Annotated in this window: 15 protein-coding genes; 8 read left to right on the top strand and 7 right to left on the bottom strand. The window is 73.1% G+C overall.

Features of this window, described 5'->3' with window-relative positions:
* Positions 1 to 26: 26 nt before the first annotated feature.
* Positions 27 to 827: a carbon-nitrogen hydrolase family protein gene (locus tag IH80_RS0129465; RefSeq protein WP_030964537.1), complete on the bottom strand. Its 801-nt coding sequence runs from the start codon at positions 825 to 827 to the stop codon at positions 27 to 29.
* 161 nt (positions 828 to 988) lie between these two features.
* Positions 989 to 1,726: an SAM-dependent methyltransferase gene (locus tag IH80_RS0129460; RefSeq protein ID WP_030964536.1), complete on the bottom strand. Its 738-nt coding sequence runs from the start codon at positions 1,724 to 1,726 to the stop codon at positions 989 to 991.
* A gap of 168 nt (positions 1,727 to 1,894) precedes the next feature.
* On the opposite strand from IH80_RS0129460, the gene IH80_RS0129455 reads away from it, so the two are divergent.
* Positions 1,895 to 2,086, top strand: coding sequence for a DUF1059 domain-containing protein (locus IH80_RS0129455; RefSeq protein ID WP_030964535.1), 192 nt, complete (start codon positions 1,895 to 1,897; stop codon positions 2,084 to 2,086).
* A gap of 42 nt (positions 2,087 to 2,128) precedes the next feature.
* On the opposite strand, the gene IH80_RS0129450 is transcribed toward IH80_RS0129455, so the two are convergent.
* Together IH80_RS0129450 and IH80_RS0129445 are read right to left on the bottom strand one after the other, a co-directional pair.
* Positions 2,129 to 2,584 carry an Lrp/AsnC family transcriptional regulator gene (locus tag IH80_RS0129450; protein WP_030027017.1) on the bottom strand — a complete coding sequence of 152 codons (456 nt, stop codon included), beginning with the start codon at positions 2,582 to 2,584 and terminating at the stop codon, positions 2,129 to 2,131.
* 10 nt (positions 2,585 to 2,594) lie between these two features.
* Entirely contained in the window at positions 2,595 to 4,085 is a 1,491-nt protein-coding gene (locus IH80_RS0129445) for an amino acid permease (protein ID WP_030964534.1), read from the bottom strand.
* 690 nt (positions 4,086 to 4,775) lie between these two features.
* On the opposite strand from IH80_RS0129445, the gene IH80_RS0129435 reads away from it, so the two are divergent.
* The 6 genes from IH80_RS0129435 to IH80_RS0129410 all read left to right on the top strand — a co-directional run bounded on the left by IH80_RS0129435 (position 4,776) and on the right by IH80_RS0129410 (position 11,305).
* Positions 4,776 to 5,753, top strand: a complete 978-nt coding sequence (locus IH80_RS0129435; protein ID WP_037881445.1) for a GDSL-type esterase/lipase family protein — start codon at positions 4,776 to 4,778, stop codon at positions 5,751 to 5,753.
* 116 nt (positions 5,754 to 5,869) lie between these two features.
* Positions 5,870 to 6,823: an SCO0930 family lipoprotein gene (locus tag IH80_RS0129430; protein ID WP_030964532.1), complete on the top strand. Its 954-nt coding sequence runs from the start codon at positions 5,870 to 5,872 to the stop codon at positions 6,821 to 6,823.
* A 124-nt stretch (positions 6,824 to 6,947) separates the two neighbouring features.
* Positions 6,948 to 7,772, top strand: a complete 825-nt coding sequence (locus tag IH80_RS0129425; RefSeq protein WP_030964531.1) for a LytR/AlgR family response regulator transcription factor — start codon at positions 6,948 to 6,950, stop codon at positions 7,770 to 7,772.
* Positions 7,773 to 7,959: 187 nt separating this feature from the next.
* Positions 7,960 to 8,235, top strand: a complete 276-nt coding sequence (locus tag IH80_RS0129420) for a hypothetical protein (RefSeq protein WP_030964530.1) — start codon at positions 7,960 to 7,962, stop codon at positions 8,233 to 8,235.
* Between the two features lie 95 nt (positions 8,236 to 8,330).
* On the top strand, positions 8,331 to 10,061 hold the full coding sequence (locus IH80_RS0129415) for a cation acetate symporter (RefSeq protein ID WP_030964529.1): 1,731 nt from the start codon (positions 8,331 to 8,333) through the stop codon (positions 10,059 to 10,061).
* On the top strand, positions 10,058 to 11,305 hold the full coding sequence (locus IH80_RS0129410) for a sensor histidine kinase (RefSeq protein WP_030964527.1): 1,248 nt from the start codon (positions 10,058 to 10,060) through the stop codon (positions 11,303 to 11,305). The genes IH80_RS0129415 and IH80_RS0129410 overlap by 4 nt, the downstream gene beginning before the upstream one ends.
* Before the next feature lie 69 nt (positions 11,306 to 11,374).
* On the opposite strand, the gene IH80_RS0129405 is transcribed toward IH80_RS0129410, so the two are convergent.
* A complete protein-coding gene (locus IH80_RS0129405) occupies positions 11,375 to 12,817 on the bottom strand; it encodes a GuaB1 family IMP dehydrogenase-related protein (RefSeq protein WP_030964526.1) in 1,443 nt (480 codons plus the stop codon).
* 269 nt (positions 12,818 to 13,086) lie between these two features.
* Here IH80_RS0129405 and IH80_RS0129400 point away from each other — a divergent pair, with 269 nt between their 5' ends.
* Entirely contained in the window at positions 13,087 to 13,452 is a 366-nt protein-coding gene (locus IH80_RS0129400) for a hypothetical protein (protein WP_030964525.1), read from the top strand.
* Here IH80_RS0129400 and IH80_RS0129395 read toward each other — a convergent pair.
* Together IH80_RS0129395 and IH80_RS0129390 are read right to left on the bottom strand one after the other, a co-directional pair.
* On the bottom strand, positions 13,396 to 14,610 hold the full coding sequence (locus IH80_RS0129395) for an XdhC family protein (RefSeq protein WP_063757353.1): 1,215 nt from the start codon (positions 14,608 to 14,610) through the stop codon (positions 13,396 to 13,398). The two genes, IH80_RS0129400 and IH80_RS0129395, sit on opposite strands and share 57 nt — an antisense overlap.
* Positions 14,610 to 15,923 carry a transposase gene (locus tag IH80_RS0129390; protein ID WP_078906800.1) on the bottom strand — a complete coding sequence of 438 codons (1,314 nt, stop codon included), beginning with the start codon at positions 15,921 to 15,923 and terminating at the stop codon, positions 14,610 to 14,612. Before IH80_RS0129390 ends, IH80_RS0129395 begins: the two co-directional genes overlap by 1 nt.
* Positions 15,924 to 15,954: the final 31 nt, after the last annotated feature.

Here is a 15,954-nt window from a genome sequence, read left to right as displayed (position 1 = left end):
GGGGTGGGGCGGGGTGCTGGTGCGGGTCAGACGAGCGAGGCGTAGAGCCCGGGCCGGCGGTCGCGCAGGTAGGGGTTGTTCTCGCGCGAGGCGCCGAGCAGGTCGGGGTCGACCTCGCCGAACACCATTTCCTCGCCGCGGCCGGCGCGGGTGCGGGTGGTGCCGTCGGGGCTCGCCAGGCAGCTGAGGCCGACGAACTCGAACTCGCCCTCGGGGCCGGTGCGGTTGACGTACGCGACGTACATCTGGTTCTCGAAGGCCCGGACGGGGACGAGGTGCTCGGCGACGAACTGGAACGGGTGCATCTGGGCGGTCGGCACCAGGAGGAGGTCGGTGCCGGCGAGCGCGTGGGCGCGGACGTTCTCGGGGAACTCCACGTCGTAGCAGATCATGATGCCGATGCGGATGCCGCCGAGGTCGGCCTGGACGACGGGGGTGTCGCCGGGGGTGAAGGCGTCCTGCTCGAAGCAGCCGAAGAGGTGGGTCTTGCGGTAGTTCGCGAGGGCGGCGCCGTCGGGGCCGATGAGCTGGGCGGAGTTGTAGACCGTCTCGCCGTCGCGCTCGGGGTAGCCGTAGAGGACCGCGAGGCCGTGGCGGCGGGCGATCTCGCCGATGGTGCGGGCCGAGTCGCCGTCGCTCTCCTCGGCGAGGCCGGGGACGGCCTCGAGGTCGAGCGCGTAGCCGGTCAGGAACATCTCGGAGGTGACCAGCAGCCCGGCCCCCGCCTGTGCGGCGCGCTCGGCGGCCTCGTCGAGAGCCTTGAGGTTCTCGGCGACGTCGCCGAGGACTCCGGAGCTCTGGAGGAGGGCGGTGCGCAGCGGGGGCATGGGCGTACCTCTGTGGCTGGAGGGGTGGGTGCGGTCCTATGAACGGTACGTTTCGCCCTCCCGGCGCAACAAGGCGCCGATGTTGCGCGCTGGTGTGCGATTCGTTGCGCGTTGAGGGCCTCTGGCGGCGATTCGTTGCGCGCCACGCCCGGGGAGGCCGGTCAGTCGGCGGTCCGGCGCAGCAGGAGGGTGGCGAAACCCCAGGTGGCACGGTATCCGCGGAGCCATTCGGTCCGGTGGCCGTTCGCTGCGTCGAGGGCTTCGGCGCTGTCCGGGTGGTCGGGGTGGTCGAGGGCCCAGGCGGCCAGCGAACCGGTCCAGGACCACTCGTAGTCGTCGAGTTCCTCGCGGGTGCTGAGGTGACCGTACACCGGAGTCCAGCCGGCCGCTGTGACCTGGTCGACGAGGGTGGGCAGGTCGGCGAGGGGGCCGAAGTCCTGGAGGTCGGCGGGGGTGGGCGGGTGCTCCCAGTAGCCGTCGCCCACGAGGACGTGGCCGCCGGGGGCGAGGTGGGCGCGGGCCGCGTCGAGGCTGGGCAGGAGCCCGCCGAAGGCGTGGGCGGCTCCGACGCTGAGGACGAGGTCGTAGGGGTGCGGGTCGGTGTGGTCCGCGGCGGACCGCAGGTGCAGGGACAGCCGGTCGGCGACGCCGAGGGCCTGTGCGGCGGCCGCGGCCCGGTCGAGGGCGGTCCGGGAGAGGTCGACGCCGACGCCGTGCACGCCGGGGCGGTCGCGCAGCGCCCTCAGCAGCCATTCGCCGGGACCGCAGCCGAGGTCGAGGACGCGTTCGGTGCCGCGGGGCAGTGCGCGGTCCAGGAGCCGGGCCACGGCGGTGTCGCTCAGCGGGGCCGCGACGGGGTGGTGGGCGTGGGCCAGGTGGGAGATCGTTTCTCGGTTCACCGGGACACCTTCCCCGTATCGGCCGCTGCGGGCATCCGGTTTTCCGGTCGCGCCCCGGAGAGCGGCACGGGTGCCCGCCCGGCTTTCGCCGGACCGCCGCGAAGAGGATCGTGGGAAGTGCACCGTCCGGCGTCGGCGCCGGCGGACACCCGTCCCGGGAGGCTCGTCATGCGGAAGGTCATGGACTGCAGGGACTACCCCAGCGAGGTGAACTGCACCCTCGCGATCTCGGGTGAGGAGGAAGAGGTCATTGCGGCGGCGGCCCAGCACGCCGCGACCGTGCACGGTCACGAGGACACTCCGGAGTTCCGGGCCTCGCTGCGCGGGATGATGAAGGACGAGGCGCCGCAGCACGCGTGAGGGCGCGTGGTCCCGGTGCGGGACCGGGCCGCGCGGCCGGGTCTACGCCGGGGCGCCCGAGGTGAAGCGGCGCAGCAGCGGGGACAGGACCAGGACGGACTTCGTGCGTTCGACGAAGGGCTCGCCCGCGATGCGTTCCAGGACCCGCTCGAAGTGACGCATGTCGGAGGCGAAGATCTGCACGAGGGCGTCCGCGTCGCCGGTGACGGTCGACGCGGACACCACCTCGGGGTATCTCTCCAGTCCTCGCCGGATGTCGTCCGGCGAGGTGTTGTGGCGACAGTAGATCTCGATGAAGCCCTCGGTCTCCCAGCCCATGGCGGCCGGGTCGACGCGGACGGTGAATCCGGTGATGGCGCCTTCGGCGCGCAGCCGGTCCACGCGCCGCTTGACCGCGGGGGCGGAGAGCCCGACCTCGGAGCCGATGTCCGCGTAGGAGCGGCGGGCGTCCTCGGCGAGGGCGTGCACGATGCGTTCGTCGAGATCGTTCAGTCGCACGGGGGGTGAATCACTTCTGTTCAGCGACCTCCGCGGCCGAGGCGGCCACGGCGGCCACGGTGGCCAGGCTGGAGCGGCGCATGCCGTAGAAGAAGTAGATCACGAGCCCGACCGCCATCCAGCCACCGAAGCACAGCCACGTGGCCATCGGCAGCTCGATCATGAGGTACGCGCAGAAGAGGAAGCCCAGGATCGGGGTGACCGGGAAGAGGGCGACCTTGAAGGTGCGGGGCATGTCGGGGCGGGTGTAGCGCAGGATGACGACGGCCACGTTGACCAGGCCGAAGGCGAAGAGCGTGCCGATGCTGGTGGCGTTGGCCAGCTCACCCAGCGGGATGAACGCGGCGAGCAGTCCGCAGAAGAGGCAGACGATGATCGTGTTGACCTTCGGGGTGCCGGTCTTCTCGTCGACCTTGGCGAAGGCCTTCGGCATGAGCCCGTCGCGGGACATGGCGAAGAGGATGCGGGTCTGGCCGTAGAGCACGGCGAAGACGACGCTGGCGATGGCGACGACCGCACCGGCGGCCAGGATGACGCTCCAGAAGGAGTGGCCGGTGACGTTCTCCATGATCTGGGCCAGGGCGGCCTCGCTGCCCTCGAACTCCTGCCACGGCATGGCGCCGACGGCGACCAGGGCGACGAGGCAGTAGATCGCCGTGACGATCAGCAGCGAGAGCATGATCGCGCGGGGCAGGTCCTTCTTCGGGTTCTTGGCTTCCTCACCGGCGGTGGAGGCCGCGTCGAAGCCGATGTAGGAGAAGAAGAGCATGGAGGCGGCGGTGCTGATGGCGGTGACGCCGAGCGGGGCCAGCGGGGTGTAGTTGCCGGCCTTGATGCCCATGAAGCCGATGACGATGAACAGCGCCAGCGTCACGATCTTGACGGCGACCATGATCGTGTTGATCCGGGCGCTCTCCTTGGCCCCGCGGAGCAGGAAGACCATGCACAGGAGCACCACGACGAGGGCGGGGAGGTTGATGTAGCCGCCCTCACCCAGCGGGGCGGAGAAGCCCTCGGGGATGGTGAAGCCGAGCGTGCTGTCGAGCAGCTCGTTGAGGTACTGGCCCCAGCCGACGGCGACGGCCGCGACCGAGACGCCGTACTCCAGGACCAGGCACCAGCCGCAGACCCAGGCTATGAGCTCGCCCATGGTGGCGTAGGCGTAGGAGTACGAGGAGCCCGAGACGGGGATCGAGCCCGCGAGCTCGGCGTAGGAGAGCGCCGAGAACAGCGCGGTCAGGCCCGCGACGATGAAGGCGATGAAGACGGCCGGGCCGGCGACCGGGGTGGCCTCGCCGAGGACGACGAAGATGCCGGTGCCCAGGGTCGCGCCGATGCTGATCATGGTCAGCTGCCACATGGTGAGCGAACGCTTGAGCGCGCCGCCCTCACCCTGGCCGCCTTCGGCGACCAGCAGCTCGACCGGCTTGCGGCGGAGCAGCGGGTTGGCGGGCCTACGGGGCTCGGAAGCGAGCGGTGGCGCCTGGCCGTGGTCGAGCACGAGGGGGACTCCTTGTCACTGCGGATCGACAGAGGTCGGGGATGAGGCGTCGACCGCGACGGTCCGGAGCAGGACAGGGCCCGACGGGGGAAGGGCCTGGCATGGGGGACCGCCGAGCAGGCGATCCGCGCCACTCCACGTACAGCGAGTGAGCCTACGAGCTGAGTGATACCGCCCGTAATGGACCATCCTTGCACATTGACGCACGATCATTGCGCGGATCGGTCACTGACAGTCGTTTGTTGCGTGTGGATGATCGATCGCTGCGCAGCCCACCGGAGACCCCCTTCCTTGACACTTCGTCAGATCTGTCGCAGCGTGCCGCCGCGGGTCCGGACGTCCGCGGGGGAACCGGACCCGCGCGGGGTACGGGCGGACGCCGCGGGGTACGGGTGAACGCGATGGCCCCGCGGTGGAACCGGACCCCCGGGTGGCCGCCCCGCACTTCCCCGCCTCGCCGCCGTCCTCGTACGGGACGGGGCACACGCTCGTGGGCGACGGCGGGGTCGGCAGGAAGTTCCGGTATCCGACGATCGGAGGCGAAGGGTGAGCGCACCGGTGCACGACGAGGGCCGGCCCGGACCGTGGCAGGAGCGGACCGGCCGCTGGGGACAGGGAGCGGCGCCGGGGCAGCGGCAGGGCGGGGAACGGGACGAGGTACCCGGCGGGTGGCAGGACCCGCAGCCCTTCCTGCGCGGGGTCGCCTGGCTGGACAAGGGCCGTCCGGTGCGCGCCGACCCGGCGGACACGATGCGGCTGCCCTGGGACACCGGTGAGCGGGCCACCCTGCCCATCGGGGTCCGTCTGGAGTTCACCACCGAGACCGCGCGGGCCGTCGAGATCCGCTACCGGGCCACCGTGCCCGGCCCCACGGACTCCCTGCGCGACCTCGCGCACGGCTTCGCCCTGTGGGACCGCCACGGGGTGGTCACCGAGGTGTTCACCGAACCGGCCGCGGAGGCCGTCGTACGCATCGGCCTCGGGTCCGGCGAGGGCCCCTTCCACGGTCCCTTCACCATCCACCCGCCCGAGAACCAGTCGCCCCTCGTCCTCGGCCTGCGCGGGATCGGCGGCGCCCTCGCCCCCGCCCCGCCGGCGCCGCGCTGGGTGGTGCACGGCGACTCCATCACCGAGGGCTGGTGGTCCACCCGCCCCGCCCACGGCTGGCCCGCCGTGGCCGGCCGGGCCCTCGGCTGGGACACCGTCAACCTCGGCTACGCGGGCGCCGCGCGCGGCGAACTGGCCGTCGCCGAACAGCTCGCGGGCCTGCCGGCGGACGTCCTCACCCTCGCTTTCGGGACCAACTGCTGGTCCCGGGTCCCCTTCTCGGCGCCCCTGCTGTACGAGACCACGCGCGCCTTCCTCGAACTGGTCCGCCAGGGGCACCCGCGGACCCCCCTGCTACTGGTCTCCCCCGTGCTGCGGCCCGACGCGGAGCGCACCCCGAACAGGCTCGGCGCCACCCTGGGCGCCCTGCGCGACGCGATGGAGCGCGCCGCCCGGGACCGGATCGCCGCCGGCGACGACCGGCTCGCCGTCCTCCCGGGCCGTGACCTGCTCGGACCCGAGCACCTCGCGGACGGGCTGCACCCCAACGACTCCGGACACCAGGTGCTCGGCCTCGCTGTGGCCACGGCCCTGCGGCGCACCGGGTTCGGCGCGGGGTGAGTGAAACAGCCCACACCGGACGCGGTGAACAGATCCCGCCCACCGGGGCGTGTCCTGTGCACAGTTGCCGCCGCTGGGGGCGACGGCACGACAGACACCACGTGGGAGAGATCAACATGGGCATGAAGCGCGCAACCACCTTCGCCGCGGCCGCAGTAGCCGTCGTCCTGGCGGCCAGCGCCTGCGGCCCGTCGGACTACAAGGCATCGGACACGGCCCAGCCCGCCGGCGCCGCCGCCCCGGCGGCGGCAGCCGGCCCGGGCAACCAGCCCGGCGGACAACTGGCCGTCTCCACCACCGAGAAGGCCGGCCCCGTCCTCACCGACAGCGCGGGCCTGACGCTCTACCGCTTCGACAAGGACACCGCCAAGCCGCCGAAGTCGAACTGTGAGGGCGACTGCGCGAAGACCTGGCCGGTCGTCGCTGCCGGAGACGTCACCGCCGCCGCGGGCATGGACCCGTCGCTGCTCGGCGAGGTGGTGCGCGGCGACGGCACGAAGCAGCTGACGGTGGCGGGCTGGCCCGCGTACCGCTTCAACAAGGACGCCAAGCCGGGTGACGTCAACGGGCAGGGCGTCGGCGGAGTGTGGTTCGCGTTCGGCCCGGACGGCAAGAAGGCGGCCAAGGGCGCCCCGGCCGAGGCCGCTCCCTCCGAGGCTCCTCCGGCCGCCGCCTCGCCCGCCCCGGGCGAGGCCGCCCCCGCGGAGGCGGCGCCCGGCCTGTCCGTGGCGAAGGACCCGAAGCTCGGCGAGCACATCGTCGACGGCAAGGGCATGACCGTCTACCGCTTCAAGAAGGACACCGCCTGGCCGATGGTCTCCAACTGCGTCGGCGACTGCCTGACCAAGTGGCCGGTCGTGCCCCCGGTGGACAAGGCGAACGCCAAGGGCATCACCGAGAAGAACTACCGGGTCCTGGACCGCCCGGACGGCAAGCAGCAGCAGACCGTCGACTGCTGGCCCGTCTACACCTTCTCGGGCGACAAGAAGCCCGGTGACACCAACGGGCAGGGCGTGGGCGGCACCTGGTACGCCGTTTCCCCCGACGGCAAGCTGATCACCGTCCAGTAGCCGGTCCGGTCCCCCGGCCCCCCACCACGGTCCGCGCGGCCTCTGCCCCACCTCCCCCCGGGCAGGGGCCGCGCCCCGTTCTCGGCCCTCAGGAGTGCGCCGGGCGGGTCATAGACTCGGCCGCATGCTGCGTGTGCTCGCTGTCGACGACGAGAAGCCGCTCCTGGAGGAACTCCTCTACCTGCTGCGCTCGGACCCCCGGGTGCACAGCGCCGAGGGCGCCTCGGACGCCACCGAGGCCCTGCGCCGGGTCACCCGGGCGCTGGAGTCCGGTCCGGACGGGCCCGACGGAATCGACGTGGTCTTCCTCGACATCCACATGGCCGGTCTGACCGGGCTGGACATCGCCCGGCTGCTGGCCGGGTTCGCGCGGCCGCCGCTGATCGTCTTCGTCACCGCCCACGAGGGTTTCGCCGTGCAGGCCTTCGACCTGAAGGCCGTGGACTACGTGCTCAAGCCGGTGCGCCCGGAGCGGCTGGCCGAGGCCGTGCGGCGGGCCTGCGCGCAGCTGGGCCGGGCCGAGGAGGTGCCGGTGGCCGCCGCGCCGCCGGCGGGCCCGCCGGCCGTGGTGGCGGCGCACCGGCCCGCCCCGGAGGCGGCCGTGCCCGACCGGGGCCCGGAGCAGATCGCGGTCGAACTGGGCGGCGTCACCCGCTTCGTGGCGATCGCCGACATCACCCACGTCGAGGCGCAGGGCGACTACGCCCGCCTGCACACCGACGAGGGCAGCCATCTGGTGCGGATCCCGCTGTCCACGCTGGAGGAACGGTGGGCGGCGCGCGGGTTCGTACGGATCCACCGCCGCCATCTGGTGGCGCTGGCCCGGATCGACGAGCTCCGGCTGGACTCGGGCACCACCACGGTCCGGGTCGGTTCCGCGGAGCTCCAGGTGAGCCGCAGGCACGCGCGGGAACTGCGCGACCTCCTGATGCGGCACGCGACCGGCTGAAACCGGTCGCCGACGACCGCCGCCGGACCCCGTGGGGCGACCGCCGGACGCGCACGGATGCCGTTCACCGCACCGGGAGGGGCGTACGGCGATCCGCGGGAGCCGCCTGCCGCACCGGCGGCGCGGACGGCCCGCCGATGCCGTCGGCGCTGCGTATCGTGGATCTTCCCGGCGCGGGAGGAGCGAGATGTCCGAGGTCCAGGCGCTGGTCGACGCCCTGAGCGGGCTGCCGCGGAGGCGGCCGGCGGGGCCCGCCGAGGCCCAGGTGCTGCTCGCCCTGCTGCGCAGTGCGGCCGCCCGCTGGGCGGACATCCTCTACGAGTCCTGCGAGGGCGCCCGCGACCAGGTCCCGCCGCGCGCGGAGGCGGCGCTGACGCTGGCCTTCCGGCGTGCCGAGGAGTCGTACGTGGAGCTGGAGATCGCCTTGCGCGACTGCGCCGAGCACCGTGACCCGGCCGTCTGAACGGGGCGGACCGGCAGGTCCGAATCGTGCCTGTCGCCCGGTCGGGGGCGTGCGTAGACTCCGGTCACCCCTCCCCCGTCCGAAGGACCGCCCCGGTGAACCAGACGTACGCGCTGACCGCGGTCGCGGTCGTCGTCCTGGTCACGCTGCTGCTCGGCGCGCTGGGCCTGCGGATATCCCGGACCACCTCGGACTTCTACGTGGCCTCGCGCACGGTGGGACCGCGGCTGAACGCGGCGGCGATCAGCGGGGAGTACCTCTCCGCGGCGTCGTTCCTCGGAGTGGCGGGTCTGGTGCTGCTCCAGGGGCCCGGGATGCTCTGGTACCCGGTCGGCTACACCGCCGGGTACGTGGTGCTGCTGGCCCTGGTCGCGGCCCCGCTGCGCCGCTCCGGCGCGTACACGCTGCCCGACTTCGCGGAGGCGCGGCTGGAGTCGCGGACGGTGCGCCGGATCGCGGTGCTGTTCGTGGTCGGGGTGGGCTGGCTGTACCTGTTGCCGCAGCTGCAGGGGGCCGGGCTGACCCTGGAGGTCCTCACCGGTGCCCCGCACTGGGCGGGCGGGCTGGTGGTGGCCGGTGTGGTCAGCGTCGCGGTGGCCGCCGGGGGGATGCGCAGCATCACCTTCGTGCAGGCCTTCCAGTACTGGCTCAAGCTCACCGCCCTGCTGGTCCCGGCGTTCTTCCTGATCGCCGCGTGGGCCGGGGACGGTGCGCCGCGGGCCACCTTCGACGCCCCGGCGGTCTTCCGCGAGGCCACGTCGGTGACGCTGGCTCAGGACGTGCGGCTGTCGGTGAAGGAGCCGCTCGCGGTGACGGTGACCGGGCAGGTGGACGGGCGGGCTCATGTGGCGGAGCCGCTGGTGCTGGCGGTCGGCGAGCATGCGGTACGGGCCCACGCCCGGCTGGAGTTCGCCCCGGACACTCCGGTGCCGGACGCGCGGGAGGAACCGGGTGCGGGAGCGGGCACCTGGCCGGAGCCGCCGTCCGGGGAGCTGCGGGACTACCGGCTGTACGCCACGTACGGGCTGATCCTGGCCACGTTCCTGGGGACGATGGGGCTGCCGCACGTGGCGGTGCGGTTCTACACCAGTCCCAACGGGCGGGCGGCGCGGCGCACGACGCTGGTGGTGCTGGGGCTGGTCGGCGCCTTCTACCTGCTGCCGCCGGTGTACGGGGCGCTGGGCCGGATCTATGTCCCGGAGCTGGCGCTGACGGGTGACGCGGACGCGGCGGTGCTGGTGCTGCCCGAGCGGATGCTGGGCGGGGTGCTCGGCGAGCTGCTGGGGGCGCTGCTGGCCGGGGGTGCCTTCGCGGCGTTCCTGTCGACGGCCTCGGGACTGACCATGGCGGTGGCCGGGGTGCTGCACCAGGACGTGCTGCCGAAGTGCGGGGCGCCCAGTTTCCGCTGGGCGGCGCTGGTGGCGATCCTGGTGCCGCTGGGCGGGAGCGTGGCGGCCACGGAGGTGCCGGTGGCGGATGCGGTGGGGCTGGCGTTCGCCGTGTCGGCCTCGTCGTTCTGCCCGCTGCTGGTGCTGGGGATCTGGTGGCGGGGGCTGACGCCGCCGGGTGCGGTGGCGGGGCTGGTCACCGGTGGTGGGGCGGCGCTGAGTGCGGTGCTGGCGACGCGGGCCGGGCTGGCTCCGGCGGGCTGGACGCACACGATGCTGGCCTGGCCGGCGGCGTGGTCGGTGCCGCTCGGGTTCCTGACGATGGTGGTGGTGTCGCTGGCCACCCGGTCGAGGATCCCGGCCGGTACGGCGGCCACCCTGGCCCGGCTGCACCTGCCGGAGGTCGTGGCCGGAGGCCCGGCGGGAGGACGGCGGTGACGGGGGCGGGACAGGCTCTGCTCGTCGTGCCGGCGGTGGCGGGCGCGGCCCTGATGCTGGGCGTCGGCTGGGCGGCGGGACGCTGGCACGCCCGCCGCGGGGAGCGCCTGGCGGGCCTGGACCTGGGGACGCCGGTGGAGCGGGCCACCTTCCACACGTTGCACACGGCTTCGCTGGCCGCTCCCCCGCTGCGGGCGGGCCTGACCGAGGACGCGGCCCGCAAGGCGGCCCGGCGGCTGCGGTCGCTGCTGGGCACGGAGGCGCTGTGCCTGACGGACCGCAAGGCGGTGCTGGCGTGGGACGGGCCGGGGGCCGACCACCACCAGCGGCGGGCGATGGCCCGGGTGGCGGTGATGCTGGAGTCGGGGCGCAGTCAGAGCGTGCGGACCGAGTGCCAGCGGCCCGACTGTCCGTTGAAGTGGGCGGTGTTCGCCCCGCTGACCGGCGAGGACGGGATGCTGGGGGCGCTGGTGGCGTACGGGTCGCGGGAGTCGGCGGTGCTGGTGCGGGCCGCGACGGAGGTGGCGCGGTGGGTGTCGGTGCAGTTGGAGCTGTCGGAGCTGGACCGCTCGCGCACCCGGCTGATGGAGGCGGAGATCAAGGCGCTGCGGGCGCAGATCTCCCCGCACTTCATCTTCAACTCGCTGGCGGCGATCGCCTCGTTCGTGCGGACCGATCCGGAGCGGGCCCGGGAACTGCTGCTGGAGTTCGCGGACTTCACGCGGTACTCGTTCCGGCGGCACGGGGACTTCACCACCCTGGCCGAGGAGTTGCGTTCCATCCAGCAGTACCTGGCGCTGGCCGGGGCCCGGTTCGGTGACCGGTTGAAGGTGACGTTGCAGGTGGCGCCGGAGGTGCTGCCGGTGGCGCTGCCGTTCCTGTGTCTGCAGCCGCTGGTGGAGAACGCCGTCAAGCACGGGCTGGAGGACTCCACCGAGGAGTGCCGGATCACGATCACGGCGCAGGACGCGGGACCCGACGCGGTGATCACCGTCGAGGACAACGGGGTGGGGATGGATCCGGCGCTGCTGCGCCGGATCCTGGCCGGGGAGCGGGCGGGTTCCTCGTCGGGGGTGGGGCTGCCCAACGTCGACGAGCGGATCCGGCAGGTGTACGGGGACGCGTACGGTCCGGTGATGGAGACGGGGGTCGGCGCCGGCATGAAGGTGACGGTGCGCATCCCCAAGTACCGTGCGGGCGTGCACAGTTCTCAGTCCGGGCAGGTCCCGCCGCCCCGGCCCTGAACGGCCGCGGCCCCGGGCCCGTCCGTGGTGGACGGAGCCCGGGGCCGCGGGACGGGTGTTCCCGGGTGCTCAGCTCCAGCTGGCGTGCAGCGGCTTGCCCTCGGCGTAGCCCGCGGCGGACTGGATGCCGACCACTGCCTTCTCCTCGAACTCCGCGAGGGAGCCGGCACCGGCGTAGGTGCAGGAGGAGCGGACGCCCGCGATGATCGAGTCGATCAGGTCCTCGACGCCCGGGCGGGCCGGGTCGAGGAACATGCGCGAGGTGGAGATGCCCTCCTCGAACAGGCCCTTGCGGGCGCGGTCGTAGGCCGACTCCTCGCTCGTGCGGTTCTGCACCGCGCGGGCGGAGGCCATGCCGAAGGACTCCTTGTACAGGCGGCCCTCGGCGGACTGCTGGAGGTCGCCCGGGGACTCGTACGTACCGGCGAACCAGGAGCCGATCATGACGTTGGAGGCGCCGGCGGCCAGCGCCATCGCCACGTCGCGCGGGTGGCGGACGCCGCCGTCGGCCCAGACGTGCTTGCCGTACTTCTTGGCCTCGGCCGCGCACTCCAGCACCGCGGAGAACTGCGGGCGGCCCACGCCGGTCATCATGCGGGTGGTGCACATGGCGCCGGGGCCCACACCGACCTTGATGATGTCCGCGCCGGCGTCGATGAGGTCCTTGACGCCCTCGGCGGCGACGATGTTGCCGGCCACGATCGGGACCTGCGGGTCCAGGGCGCGGACGGCCTTGATCGCGTTGATCATCGACTCCTGGTGGCCGTGCGCGGTGTCGATGACGAGCGTGTCCACGCCCGCGTCGAGCAGCTGCTTGGCCTTGGCCACGAAGTCGCCGTTGATGCCGATGGCGGCCGCGATGCGCAGGTTGCCGTTCGCGTCGGTGGCCGGGGTGTAGAGGGTCGCGCGCAGGGCGGCCTTGCGGGTGAGGATGCCGACGAGCTTGCCGTCCTTGTCGACGGCCGGGGCCAGCTTGCGGTGGCCGGCGTCGAGCTGGTTGAAGGCCTCGCGCGGGTCGATGTCGGCGTCGATGAGCAGCAGCTCCTTCGACATGACCTCGGAGAGCTGGGTGAAGCGGTCGACGCCGGTCAGGTCGTGCTCGGTGACGACGCCGACCGGGCGGCCCCCGCCGTCGACGACGACGCCGGCGCCGTGGGCGCGCTTGGGCAGCAGGGACAGTGCGTCGGCGACGGTCTGGGCGGGCGCCAGCGTGATCGGGGTGTCGAGCACGAGGTGGCGGGTCTTCACCCAGGAGATGACGTCGGTGACGACCTCGATCGGAATGTCCTGCGGGATGACGACGAGGCCGCCGCGGCGGGCGACGGTCTCGGCCATCCGGCGGCCGGCGATCGCGGTCATGTTCGCCACGACCAGGGGAATGGTGGTGCCGGTCCCGTCGGGCGAGGAGAGGTCGACGGCCTGGCGGGAACCGACCGCGGAGCGGCTCGGCACCATGAACACATCGTCGTACGTGAGGTCGTACGGCGGCTTCAGGTCATTGAGGAAACGCACGTGCTGAACATCCCAGTCAATCGGAGGTGCCTCGACAGGGTGCAGCCGAGGAAACGCACGTACTTCATTCTCCCACGACCTGGGGTTCATGCCGCCCGGGCCGATCGTCCAAGGCGCTGCGGACCGTGTGGTGTCTTCCTACGGGACCCTGCGTCCCGCGGGGGTGCGGCGGACCGCTCCCGCAGGGGCAGGATGCACCGGTCCGGGCCACAGTGGAAGGGAAGGGACGGTCCCGGGACGTCCGGGCCGAACGGCCGGGTGGAGGATCCATGAGGGCGACGACGCGGGAAGAGACACCCATCGCGGTGGAGGGCGGCGGGCTGGAGGTGCGGGTGCAGGAGATCGGCGGCGACCTCAGCGTCGGGTTCTTCCGGCTCCCGCAGGGCACCGACTTCACGGAGGCGCTCAAGGGGCTTCCGGACGACATGTGCCCGTGCCCGCACTGGGGGTACCTCCTCAAGGGCCGGCTGCTGATGCGGACCCGGGACGGGGAGCAGGTGTACGAGGAGGGGCAGGCCTTCTACTGGGGCCCGGGGCACGTCCCCGTGGCGCTCGCCGACACGGAGTACGTCGACTTCTCACCGTCCGCCGAGTTCCACCGGGTCGTGGAGCACGTCAAGGGCGGGGCGGGCTGAGGGCTGCCGGGGGGCGGGTGCGGGTGCCGGTGCCGGTCTGCGGTGGACGGGGCCGGTGGTGGTGGTCAGGGGGGCGGCCGATCCGCCGTGCCGGAGGGCCGTGAACTCGGCGGCGATGGCCAGTGCGGTCTCCTCGGGGGTGGCGCCGCCGAGGTCGAGGCCGATGGGTGAGCGCAGCCGGGCCAGGGCGGCGTCCGTGACCCCCTCCTGGCGCAGCCGTCCGACGCGTTCGGCGTGGGTGCGCCGCGATCCCATGGCGCCGACGTAGCCGAGCGGCAGCCGCAGGGCCAGCTCCAGCAGCGGTACGTCGAATTTCGCGTCGTGGGTGAGGACGCAGACGGCGGTACGGGAGTCCAGCCGGCCCGCTTCCCACTCCGCGGCCAGATGCCGGTGGGGCCAGTCGACGACCACCTCGTCGGCGTCGGGGAAGCGCGCCGGGGTGGCGAAGACCGGCCGGGCGTCGCACACCGTGACCCGGTGGCCCAGGAAGGCGCCGATCCGGGCCAGGGCGGCGGCGAAGTCGATGGCCCCGTAGACGATCAGCCGGGGCGGTTCGGCGGCGGACTCGACGAGCAGGGTCAGGGGCTCCCCGCACAGCCCGCCGGCGGTGCCGAGTGCGGTGGTGCCGGTGTGTCCGGCGAGGAGCAGGGCGCGGGACCGGACGGCGGCGGCCCGGTCGAGGGCGGCGCCGCCGGCCAGTCCGCCCTCGTAGGAGCCGTCGGCGTGGACGGCGAGGGCCCGGCCGAGCTGGCGCGGCGGTCCGGACACGACGCGGGCGAGCGCGGCCCGGGCGCCGTCCGCGGCGGCGTCGAGGACCGAGCCGAGGACGGGCCGTACCGGGTCGCGGCCGCGGACCGGGGTGACCAGGACGTCGAGGATTCCACCGCAGGTCAGGCCCACGGCGAAGGCGTCGTCGTCGCTGTAGCCGAAGCGGTGCAGGCCGCCCCGGCCGGAGGTTATCGCGTCGAGGCACAGTTCGTGGACGGCGGATTCCACGCAGCCTCCGGAGACAGAGCCGAGCGCGGTGCCGCGGTCGTCGACGGCGAGCGAGGCGCCGGGGCCGCGCGGCGCGCTGCCGCTGACGGCGACCACGGTGGCCAGGGCGAATTCCCGGCGCTCGGCGCACCACGCGCGTAGCTCTGCGGCGATGTCGAGCATCAGCGGATGTATTCGCGGCGTGGGGCCTGTCCGGACAGGTGTGGCGGCAGCACGGCCGGGGTGGCCGGGCGGGCTGCGGCGGGCCGGGGCAGGGCGGTGGCCTGCTGGGTGAGGGCGGCGGGGCGCGCGGGGCCGGGGTACGGGTCGCGGGCGTGGGGGCGTGCGGAGAGCAGTTTCGCGGCGTGGGCGACGCTCGCCAGGGTGGCGTGGTGGTGCCAGCCGCGGAAGGAGCGGCCCTCGAAGTCGCGGATGCCGACTTGTTCGCAGGTCTCGGTGAAGTCGAGGGAGACGCGGTCGGTGAGCTTGGCGAGCAGGAAGAGCTGGGCGAGCGGCCGGTCCCCGATGTTGGTGATCCAGAACTCGGAGGGGAGCAGGGCCGCTTCGGTCCATGCCCCGACCAGCAGCAGCGGGGTGGGCGGGGCGGACGCGGGGCGGTCCTCGCAGGGGGTGGCGGAGATCGGGGCCGAGGTCAGCAGGGTCACCGCTCCTTCGGCCCGGCCGTGCCGGGTCCATTCGACGACGCGGCGCTGGGAGCGCAGCGAGTCGATGAGTTCGCGTGCGGGGGCGGTGTGCGGGCCGGGTTTGTGCCGGCCGGCGCCGCCGAAGGAGACGGGCAGCGAGCCGTCGACCTTGAAGACGAAGGGGATGTCCTGGAGGGCGAACGAGTCGATGCTCTGCGGCAGGTCGCCGTTGGCGACCTCCATCACCACGGGCCGGCGCTGGAGTTGCCAGGTGGCGGCCATCCGCTGGACGGCGTGTACGGCGTCCTGGGCGGGGGTGAGGGAGCGGGCGGTGTCCGGGATGCCGGCCCGCCGGCGGCGCATGAGTTCGCTGGTCCAGGGGCCGGGGAGGGTGAGGGTCCATTCGACCGGGAAGCTGGCGTCGCTGGAGGCGAGCCAGATCCCGCTGGCCTGCTGGCAGTTGGCGGTGCGGCCGAGCTGGGGGACGAACTGCCGGCCGACGCCGACCGAGCGGTCCCCGGCCTTCTCGATGACCATGGGCTGGAGCACCCAGGCCAGCGGACGCTGTGCGGTGCGTTCGAGGTGCTGGGCGAGGGAACGCCGTACGGGCGTCCAGTCCCAGGGGGACTTGCTGATGAACTGCTGCAGGCTCTGCTCGACGGAACTCGCTCCGGTTCCGGCGATGTTACGGATTGTTTTCTTCCCGTTGGTCCGCACGAGGCCGTTCAGATAAACGCGGGCCCAGTTTCGCTGGTCCCGCCGGGGTAAGGACTCAAAGAGAAGAGAGATCATGACATCGATCAATTCGGGGACTTCCTTGGCGGAATCCTCCGGCAGGACTGCGCGAGCCATCTGGTGCCTCCCCCGCGACCAGCTAGATCCG

This window comes from Streptomyces sp. NRRL S-378 (genome assembly GCF_000720645.1).
Lineage (GTDB): Bacteria > Actinomycetota > Actinomycetes > Streptomycetales > Streptomycetaceae > Streptomyces.
This window is presented reverse-complemented; position numbering and strand designations above follow the sequence as displayed.